16 protein-coding genes are annotated in these 8,574 nt (G+C 59.3%); 9 read left to right on the top strand and 7 right to left on the bottom strand.

Going from position 1 to position 8,574, the window contains the following annotated elements; genetic code table 11:
• A partial coding sequence (locus O7A60_RS31475) for a nuclear transport factor 2 family protein (RefSeq protein ID WP_463147949.1) occupies positions 1–201 on the top strand: 201 nt, incomplete at its 5' end.
• 435 nt (positions 202–636) lie between these two features.
• On the opposite strand, the gene O7A60_RS31470 is transcribed toward O7A60_RS31475, so the two are convergent.
• The gene (locus tag O7A60_RS31470; protein ID WP_337109541.1) at positions 637–1,674 is read right to left on the bottom strand and encodes an IS110 family RNA-guided transposase; all 1,038 of its coding nucleotides are present in this window, start codon (positions 1,672–1,674) and stop codon (positions 637–639) included.
• 313 nt (positions 1,675–1,987) lie between these two features.
• Here O7A60_RS31470 and O7A60_RS32085 point away from each other — a divergent pair, with 313 nt between their 5' ends.
• The 3 genes from O7A60_RS32085 to O7A60_RS31460 are packed head-to-tail and all read left to right on the top strand — an operon-like array spanning position 1,988 to position 2,570.
• Positions 1,988–2,311: an SOS response-associated peptidase family protein gene (locus O7A60_RS32085; RefSeq protein WP_415926883.1), complete on the top strand. Its 324-nt coding sequence runs from the start codon at positions 1,988–1,990 to the stop codon at positions 2,309–2,311.
• Positions 2,308–2,394, top strand: a complete 87-nt coding sequence (locus tag O7A60_RS32080) for a hypothetical protein (protein ID WP_415926882.1) — start codon at positions 2,308–2,310, stop codon at positions 2,392–2,394. The genes O7A60_RS32085 and O7A60_RS32080 overlap by 4 nt, the downstream gene beginning before the upstream one ends.
• Entirely contained in the window at positions 2,385–2,570 is a 186-nt protein-coding gene (locus O7A60_RS31460) for an SOS response-associated peptidase family protein (RefSeq protein ID WP_337109539.1), read from the top strand. The genes O7A60_RS32080 and O7A60_RS31460 overlap by 10 nt, the downstream gene beginning before the upstream one ends.
• A gap of 886 nt (positions 2,571–3,456) precedes the next feature.
• Here the strand turns inward: O7A60_RS31460 and O7A60_RS31455 are convergent.
• The gene (locus O7A60_RS31455; protein ID WP_337109538.1) at positions 3,457–3,666 is read right to left on the bottom strand and encodes a hypothetical protein; all 210 of its coding nucleotides are present in this window, start codon (positions 3,664–3,666) and stop codon (positions 3,457–3,459) included.
• Positions 3,667–3,748: 82 nt separating this feature from the next.
• Between O7A60_RS31455 and O7A60_RS31450 the strand changes: the two genes are divergently transcribed.
• On the top strand, positions 3,749–4,612 hold the full coding sequence (locus O7A60_RS31450; protein WP_337109537.1) for an ATP-dependent DNA ligase: 864 nt from the start codon (positions 3,749–3,751) through the stop codon (positions 4,610–4,612).
• Positions 4,613–4,865: 253 nt separating this feature from the next.
• Here the strand turns inward: O7A60_RS31450 and O7A60_RS31445 are convergent, their stop codons facing one another.
• Positions 4,866–5,174, bottom strand: a complete 309-nt coding sequence (locus O7A60_RS31445; RefSeq protein ID WP_337109536.1) for a hypothetical protein — start codon at positions 5,172–5,174, stop codon at positions 4,866–4,868.
• Between the two features lie 136 nt (positions 5,175–5,310).
• Here O7A60_RS31445 and O7A60_RS31440 point away from each other — a divergent pair, with 136 nt between their 5' ends.
• Positions 5,311–5,694, top strand: a complete 384-nt coding sequence (locus O7A60_RS31440) for a GFA family protein (RefSeq protein ID WP_337109535.1) — start codon at positions 5,311–5,313, stop codon at positions 5,692–5,694.
• Positions 5,695–5,804: 110 nt separating this feature from the next.
• Positions 5,805–6,068, top strand: coding sequence for a hypothetical protein (locus O7A60_RS31435; protein ID WP_337109534.1), 264 nt, complete (start codon positions 5,805–5,807; stop codon positions 6,066–6,068).
• An 11-nt stretch (positions 6,069–6,079) separates the two neighbouring features.
• Here the strand turns inward: O7A60_RS31435 and O7A60_RS31430 are convergent, their stop codons facing one another.
• From O7A60_RS31430 to O7A60_RS31415, 4 genes are all read right to left on the bottom strand, one after another.
• Positions 6,080–6,262 carry a hypothetical protein gene (locus O7A60_RS31430; protein ID WP_337109533.1) on the bottom strand — a complete coding sequence of 61 codons (183 nt, stop codon included), beginning with the start codon at positions 6,260–6,262 and terminating at the stop codon, positions 6,080–6,082.
• On the bottom strand, positions 6,262–6,483 hold the full coding sequence (locus tag O7A60_RS31425; protein ID WP_337109532.1) for a hypothetical protein: 222 nt from the start codon (positions 6,481–6,483) through the stop codon (positions 6,262–6,264). The genes O7A60_RS31430 and O7A60_RS31425 overlap by 1 nt, the downstream gene beginning before the upstream one ends.
• Positions 6,484–6,567: 84 nt before the next feature.
• Positions 6,568–7,062, bottom strand: coding sequence for an FtsH/Yme1/Tma family ATP-dependent metallopeptidase (locus O7A60_RS31420; protein ID WP_337109531.1), 495 nt, complete (start codon positions 7,060–7,062; stop codon positions 6,568–6,570).
• Complete coding sequence (locus O7A60_RS31415; protein WP_415926881.1) at positions 7,055–7,303, bottom strand: helix-turn-helix transcriptional regulator; 249 nt, start codon at positions 7,301–7,303, stop codon at positions 7,055–7,057. The genes O7A60_RS31420 and O7A60_RS31415 overlap by 8 nt, the downstream gene beginning before the upstream one ends.
• A gap of 144 nt (positions 7,304–7,447) precedes the next feature.
• Between O7A60_RS31415 and O7A60_RS31410 the strand changes: the two genes are divergently transcribed.
• Positions 7,448–7,867, top strand: coding sequence for a hypothetical protein (locus O7A60_RS31410; RefSeq protein ID WP_337109529.1), 420 nt, complete (start codon positions 7,448–7,450; stop codon positions 7,865–7,867).
• Positions 7,868–7,925: 58 nt separating this feature from the next.
• Positions 7,926–8,306 (top strand): hypothetical protein, encoded by a 381-nt coding sequence (locus O7A60_RS31405; RefSeq protein ID WP_337109528.1) that lies wholly within the window; start codon positions 7,926–7,928, stop codon positions 8,304–8,306.
• The last annotated feature ends 268 nt before the right edge of the window (positions 8,307–8,574 follow it).

Here is an 8,574-nt window from a genome sequence, read left to right as displayed (position 1 = left end):
GAGTACGCGACGGCGGACCTGGGCTACATCATCGAAATCGAGCGGCTTCAATCCAAGGTCGGCGGCGCCGATAAACTGGTGCCGATTTCGCTTCGGGCCACCACCATCTTCCGGCAGGAGGATGGCGCGTGGAGGATCGTCCTTCGTCACGCCGATCCGATAACCTCAGCGCGGCCGGCTGCGTCCATAGTTGGGCAGTAGAAGGTTTGCTGCCTGAGGAAGTTGCTAATGCCCACCGGACCTAAAGGCTTCGCGAAGCCGAAGTGACGATCGGGCGGCTTGGCGAAGCGGATATCCACAGATGGGAGAACGCCTCATTCGGCGGGGGTGTTCAACGACTAAATTCCAAAGTGAGACACTTCTCTATTCGGCGTGTTGAGGTCAAGCGCTACCGAGCTTTTCCGTGCCTCCGGCGTTTTTACGTCTTCGCAGGGCCTTGCTTCTCTCCGGGATCGGCGTTTCGCCCTCCCTGTATGGGGTCAGAAGAATGAGGCGGCACAATCTACCAAGCGTCTTGATCGCATGTTGCAATCAGTACCAGTGTCTCAGCGAACTCGCCTCATCCATCGTCCTGCGAAGGACGTTCGTCCGCCGGCGGCGGAACTTTCTGTCTATCTCCTTTGCGGCCCTTCTGGATCAGGTGGCTGACGCCATGGTTTCCCGCGTCCAGCGGAACTCGGTGCCGTCCAGCCACATGCGATGCATGATGACTGCCAGGCGACGTGCGAGCGCGACAATTGCTTTGCGCATCCCACGTCGCTTGGCGACGTTCATCGCCCAGGCCTTGAGCCACGACCATTTCGTCACGCGAGTCATTAGCGTTTGGGCAGCCTCATAAAGCAACGTCCGCATCATGCCGTCCCCGCACAGGGATATGCATCCAACGCGCTTACTTTCGCCGGACTCGTCGAGCTTCGGTGTCAGCCCCAGGATCGGCCCTACCGCCTTGGAGTTTCTGAACCGCTGTGGGATGTCGATTGTCGCGGTATACGCGAGCGCCACTACGGAGCCGACACCAGGGACTGTCATCAAGCGCCGGCAGGTCATATCGTCTCTGGCGATCCCCAGCACTTTTTTGTGCAGGCGCGCAAATTCCTCGCGCAACTTCCGCCTGGCGGCCAGCAGCGGCTCCATGATCTCTTCGAGATCGGGCACGCCTTCGACGAGCTCGCAAATCCGTTCCTCGAACTTTACCGTTCCCACAACACCGACCTTGAGGCCAAAGTTGCGCAGAAGGCCGCGGACGTCGTTCTCAATGGCGATTGCCTTCCCCTGCAGCAGCTTGCGGGCAGTCAAGAACGCCCGCCGCTTCTGGCTCGTCAGCGTCTTCACATGCACCGGGCGGTAGAGGTTGACCCGCATCATCTGCGCGATGCCGCGCGCGTCATTGCGATCCGTCTTGTTCGGCCGCGCCTTCAGGAACGCCTTCACATGGCGCGTCTCGATGCAGATGACCGGCAACCCGGCACTCGCCAGCCCCTCGAAAAGCCATTGTGACAAGGGCCCGGCCTCGAGACCGACCCGTTCAATGTTCAAGGCAGGATCCTTCAGGACGGCGAGGAGATCGTCGGGGTGGCTGACAACCTTCACCTCGCGACAGATCTTGCCGGATTCGTCGACAATGCAAACGGCGGTCTCTTTCACCGAGACATCGAGGCCGATAAAGTGCGTCATGTTGCGCTTCCTTTCCTGATGCTTGTGGCTGTTGGACAGACCACGTTCTATCATCAGCTCGAAGCGCAGCACCTTCCCGCATCATCGTTGAAGACGCGGCGCAAGCCGAATACCCCATCTACCTCGCAGTTGACTCGTTCGCAGTCCGTTCCCCATTTTGGTCTTCCCTGACGTAATCAGCCGGCTCCAAAATGTGCGGACGCGTTTTTGTAAAGACCACAATTCCCGACATGGTGAGTCGGTTCGAGTTCGCTCATCCGGGCGAGGTCGAACGGCTAGGCAATAGTTCCCGCTCTGGAACGGGGCGCCCAGCCTGACCTATCCGATCATCATCCGCGAAGAGCTATCGACCAGCATGGCCGGCTTAGTGTCGGCGCGTTGGGGGCTCGTGCCTGGTTGGGCTCGGGATGTGGCAGCCGCCCGCCACCGGTCCACGCCCGCTGCGAGACCATCGCGACTAACGGCATGTTCAAGAAAGCATATACGTCGCGCCGCTGCCTGGTGCCCGTCGACGGCTATTTTCGAATGGCAGAAGCTCGATGCCTCGGGGAAGAAGAAACAGCCCTATGCCATCGCCATGAAATCCGAGAGCCCTTTGCTTTGGCGGGCATCTGGGAAGAGTATGCCGACAAGGTGACCGGCGAATTGATCCGGACCTTCGCAATTGCCACGTGCGAGCCGAATGAGTTGATGGCGTCGATACACGACGCATGCCGGTGATCCTGGCCCCAGTCGACTACATGCGCTGGCTAGGGCCAGACCCGGATCCTCGCGACCTGATGAAGCCGTTCCCTTCGGACCTGATGAAGATGTGGCCGATCGACACCAAGGTCGGTTCGCCACGGAACAACACGCCCGACATCATCGACGAGATCGGCCGCGGGCCGAGCGGTTAGCGAACCGTCTGCGCCATGAACCGATCGCAGTTCTTTTTCGATCTGTCGCTGGATGATCCGCGATAGTTCGACGGCCTTCTCCTCGTCGTCGACCAGGCTGTTGATAACGCAACTTACACACGCGCCTGACGGTCATCTCGATTTCCGGCCGGTCGCGGATGAGTTTTGCGTTCAGGTCAGCCTGCTGCCTTTCGTCCATGTAAAGCATGGTATGTTCTCCTACAGGTACTGCTCTCCGTCGGCCCGGTGCTCGAAACAGAACCAGTGCGGGTCTTGGCGAGGCCGGGCAAAACCGAAGCCTGCATGCTTCGCGCAACCCGTATGCTCGCACAGATGCCCGTGCACTCGGGCGCGCTCGCGCGGTGCCGGCGCTCATGCCGTCGGCAAGCTTGGCAGGTTCGTCGCTCATGGGGGATAGTTTCCACAAGACGTCTTGACGGGCAAGAAATTTGTTCCTTATTCGTTCTCATGGCGCACGATCCGATCGACACGCTGGGGAAGGCGACCCGGCACAATATGCTTGTGAAGGTGGAATGTAGTTGCGGCAACGTCCGCTACTGCAGATCGGCCGATCTGATGATGGTCTATGGAGGCGCAGCATCTAGCAAAGTCGACATGTCTGCAAGCGACCAGGATTATTCTGGTAAATTTCGGAATTGGAAACCGCCGAAGCGAAGATTTGGTCAGAAGCTTCAGATATACTCGATTATATAACCACAAACTTGTGCATTTACGCTCTCAGTCGCGTCTGTCAGCCGTCGCGGGAGCACGTGGAACATTGTTGCGTCGAAACACTTCGGCGGTTGCACTGTTGTTCTCCCATTACACGGTGCATGTTCCCACGACTGTTGAACTGGCCCGCTGCCGAAAGGTAGCGGGCTTTTTTCTATTTCCGTCGAGGAAACACGAGGACCTTCGCTGCGGTCTCCAACTCCAGCGGTTCGTGGCCAGGCTGCTCGTGCCACATCACCTGGCGCAGGTCGCGCTTGTCCACCGCTTGGCCGCAGACCTTGCACAGGTAGAAACGGTCGCCGTCGGCCTCGCCCTCGCGCGGCTTGCCTTCGATTCGTGGTCCAAGGTCAGGTAGCTTCGTCATGCCGGAAGCAACATCCGGCCACGGCAAACGTTCCGCTATTTTAGCTAAAGCTGATTGAATCGCGTGCCTTGCGAGTCGGTGCATGCGTCTGAAATTCATCAAGCCGATGGAGCCGGAACTGGTCGACACGCCACCGCAGGGCGATGACTGGCTCCATGAGATCAAATTCGACGGGTATCGCACCCAGCTCATCAAGGACCAAGACGGTATTCGGCTGATCACCAAGAACGGTTACGACTGGACAGGCCGCTACATCCAACTTGCAGGGGAAGCCGCGTCGATCGAGGCGGAAAGCTTCATCATCGATGGCGAGGCGATTACGATCAACGAAGCGGGCCTGTCCGACTTCCACGTGCTGCAATCAGCCGCCACCAGCCGCAAGCCCTCGCGCGACCTGTATTTGGTGGCGTTCGACCTCCTCCACCTCAACGGACACGACCTGCGGAACCTGCCGATAGAAGACCGTCGCGAGATCCTGCAGGAGTTGCTTCCGGCGGGTGGCCGTATCCAGTTCAGTGAAGCGATGCCGGGCACTGGCGCCGCTGTCTATCACCTGGTGGACCAGGCAGGGCTGGAAGGCATGCTCTCAAAGCGCAAGGACAGCGTCTATCGCAGCGGCCCGACGATGAACTGGCGCAAGATCAAGTGCTATGCCGAAAAGGAGATGGACATTATTGGCGTGCAGCGAGAGGCCGGCAAGCCGGCCACGGTGCTGATGGCCGACAAGGGCCGTTACGCCGGCGGCGCATTCGTCACTTTCAAGGCCGATAAGCGCCAGCGCCTATGGGACCGGGTGCAGGGGAAGGTAGGCGGGCCGGTCCCGAAAGGGCTCAAGAGCGACAAGGCGGAGTGGCTGAAACCCGGTCTCGTTGGCCGCGTGCGGTTCCTGAAGGGCGAGGAGAAGCTCCCCCACGCCAAGCTGCTCGATTTTCGAGATAAGCAATAGCCAGCGCTTGCCCATGCCGGCTCGGCATCCAAGAAGGAGAGTTACCTGAGAGGACGCCGAGCCTAACCGACCAGACTAGCGGGGGGCCGCGTCGTCTCGCCGGCTAAGAGTTTATGCGCTCTTTAGGCAACTCGCACAAAGCGTCCGAACGAACTAAGGGATCAGCCGATCGACGGTGCTCACCAACCGCTGTTCTGGCGCTGCCGGCGCTGGCCATCGTGGCGCGTTGGTGGTTGCACCTGGGCTGAAGCCATCATATCGGCTTGTCGACCAGCAGTCTCTTTCGCGTCGGTGGTTTGTAGGCATTCACCAGCCTGAGAACAGAGGCATCGACCGTAACGGGAATGCCCAGGTTCACCGTCACGCGGTTTTTGTCGAGTAGGTAGGTGACGTCGCCAATCAACTCGATGTGCTGACCCTTCCGCACCTGCATTGTTCGATCGACAATCGAATGCGGCTGGCCGTAGGACGGGATTGATACGCTCACGCGATCGTCTGTCACTCGCCGCCGAACGGTCGCGGTGATTGCGACCTCATCGCCGATGTTGAAGGCCTTCGCCATTTCCATGAGTCTGGAGCGGCGCCGGCCTTAGTCAAGCGATTGCTAATATGAGGTGGTGCTCTGAAGCGGCGACCCGGCTGCCGAAGTTTTTTCGCAACGGGCCGGAACAAAACCGTGTTTTTTGAATAAGGTTTCCATGTCATCGGGACATTGCCTATGCGGAGGTGTGCGCTACCAAATCGCAGGCGAGCTCGCAGAGCCTATCGCCTGTCACTGCACCCAGTGCGCGCGCACCAGCGGCAACTTCGCGGCCATGGCAGCCTGCCGATCGGCCGATCTTAGGCTGCTGACTTCGTCCACATTGCGCTGGTATCGGTCGTCGCACAATGTCGAGCGCGGCTTCTGCTCACGCTGCGGCGGCAACCTATTCTGGAGAGCGACTTCTAGCGGGGAAATCTTCATCTCGGCGGGCACTCTTGACCCGCCGACGGGCCTTCATCTCAGCAAACACATTTTCGTCGGCTCGAAATCTGATTTCTACGATCTGACGGATGGTCTCCCCCAAGAACAGGAAGGTTAGCCTATGTTCCGGCGATAGCGGCCTCACGCCCAGCGCCGCCGGGCAGGAGCCGTAGCGGCTTTCACAGACACGCTGTAAGCTCCACACCCAAATCTTGGGGGAGATGTTCGATGACACGTGCTCTGACAGACGTTCTTGCCGGCCTTAATACCGTGTTCGCATTTCTTATCACACTGGGCGGCGGCTTCGCGGGCTGGGCTCATCTTCATGAGAGAGGTGCCAGTGCTGGCCTTGTCGGAGCGATCTCAGGGCTAATGGCCGGCTTCGCTCTCGCTGCCGTGGTATGCGGGACGCTCGCAACACTGCTGCTCATCGAAAACCACCTGCATAACCTATTGACGGCAGCGGAACGGGACCGCGCACGCAAGCAGTGATGATGGCAAACCTACGTTCTCTCTGACGAGTTCATGCACCAGAGAATGGCCGCTGCCGCGATCAGGATGGATGAAATAATTCTGCCGTCCCCGACACTCACGTCTGAGGGCGGAAAGAAAAACCCGTTGAAGCCTGGTGAATACCAAATGCAGCAGCCGAGAAATCCGAAGACGATCGCGATTGGCTTGCTCATCAGATTTTGCTCAGCATCTCGCCAGTGTGGACCTTGAACGACGTTCCGTCTTTCATCAGCTCAACACCGACGCCGTTTTCAAGCTCGTACCGGTCGCGGCCTTTCGCGTATTGAGGCGGTGAACTGTTGAGACCAACCATGACTTGAAAATGGAGGACGATGCATTCTTGGCCGTTCGCCTGTCTGCATCGAATGCCATCAATAATTTCTTGCTTATTCATTTGCCCCTCGCTCGCCTCACTTGAATCATCGCGCAACTGTTGCGGACAAGCAAGCCGGCTCCCCGTAAGGAGTGCTTGACGATTTCAGCGGATAAGTGCGTCGATCTCTTCGGAAGACAGGGTGCCGCATTCGGCAAGGGCGTCCGCGACTTTCGCAATCCTGCCGCGATGCCTTCGAACCAATCCGGCTGTGCGGGTTCGCAAGCGATCGATATGCCGATCTCTGTCAGCCTCCCAGATGCCCGAACGCTTTGGCACGGCGGCGCCGTCCTCCGCCATCATCACTATCTGCCATTGGTCATCGCCGTCTCCACCTTCGCACGTTCCGAAGAATTCGTACTCGGCCAGGGCGCCAGCCATGAAGCTCATCATCCGGCCGTGAAAGACGGTCGAGGCGTCCCGATATCGCTCCCGCTGTTCCCAATCTCCCAAGATTTGCCAGGGGTCGCCGACGATGCCATGACCGGCTGAATCGTCGTCAGCAATGATGGTTGCGTACCCGCACCCCATGCCGAGGACGCGGCCAATAACAGCATGGCCGGCTTCGTGGATGGCAGTGTGGCGAAGATCGTTATCCATGAGCTTTCCTTAGCCTCACCCCAGCCCCACCGCCATTCTCGGGGATGAACTCGACGCCAGCAGTTTCGAGGGCACGGCAGACCGCATCGACGTTGTTCGCCATACCAACCGCCGGGCCTTCGCTGCCCTCCATTCGCTTCACGGTCGGCACTGACACCTTTGATCGCTCGGCCAATTCCGATTGTGTCATGCCGACGAGAGTTCGCGCGGCTGCAATCTGTCGGCCTGTCGGCTTATCCATTCGTATCAACTTTATCTAAAAGTGTTGACGATAGTACAACGGTGATCTATTCGTATCACTTGCAATACGAAAACATCAACGGAGTCGACACCATGCCGAACACCCATGTTCCGGCAGCTGGAAGCTATGCCCGCTGTCGAGGCAATGCAGATCATCACCGGGCGGTTTTCCCGGCGTGCCATGCTCATTGGCGCAATAGCCTCTCTGCCCGCCTTGGCAGGCGCTACAGCGGCGCCAACGATACGGGCAGTAACGATGCTCGATAAGCCAAGGCGTCGGAGCACCGAAGAATGGTGGGCGAGCATCGAGGCGCGGATGGCCGAACTGCCGCCCGAGGTAGCCGAACGCCTTCGGGCGCAGTTCAACCAAGTGGTCGAACGTCTTTGGCGGCTGCACCAGAGCGGTGCCGACGACGCGGAGATCAAGGGCTGCATCGCCAGTTGGCGGAAGGACAACCTGAGGCGGGAGGGTGCGATAGGGGCAGCGATCTTGCGGATGCGAGAAGCCGGCGCCGACCACGACACGATCATGGCCTATATTCGCAGCGATGAGGCGTGGGCATGAACGCGCTGGCTGGAACATTGAAGCCCTACGGTATTCCCGATGGCATGGACCCTCGCGCATGGCGGAAGGCGATCCACGCGGCGTCAATGAGCTTCTCGACCAGTCGATGGCGCTGATCACCGCGCTCGACGTGATGGAAGCGGATTGCGACCTGGAGCCCAGCGGCGACGAGCTGGACGCCTCCGCTACTCATGGCTGGTCTACAGGAGGCCATTGGGATGAGGACACAGAGCAGGAGGACAGCGGCTTCGGCGATCAGGACGGCATGAACGAGGACTGCACGGGCGAGCCGTCGCTTGGCTGGACAGCGGTCCTGATGATCAAGGTGGTCGCCGACTGGATCACAGGCGCCGCAGTAGGAGCGGCTATGCTACCGCCGACTTCGAACCGCGGAATCTCAGTTGCATGTTTCGATCATTTGGCACTACATTCACCATAGACAAGCATTGCTTGCTATCTGCTGCCCATAAGACAGAGACGTACCGAAGTCCTTGTTCCCTCAAGTGGCGGCGATGGTGCCCTCGGTAGGCACGCATATTACCATTCCTGAGGTTCCGCGCGCGAGGTAGTGCAGACCAGCACGCGTGTTTTGTCGAGCTCGGTGGAAAGGGAAAGCAAATGGCGAATGTCAACGATGCGCCGGTTCTGTCCTCGGTGGCGACGAGCGCGACGTATACGGAGAACGCGGCGGCGCAGACACTCTCGCC

This window comes from Mesorhizobium salmacidum (SeqCode), assembly GCF_037179605.1.
GTDB lineage: Bacteria > Pseudomonadota > Alphaproteobacteria > Rhizobiales > Rhizobiaceae > Mesorhizobium > Mesorhizobium salmacidum.
This window is presented reverse-complemented; position numbering and strand designations above follow the sequence as displayed.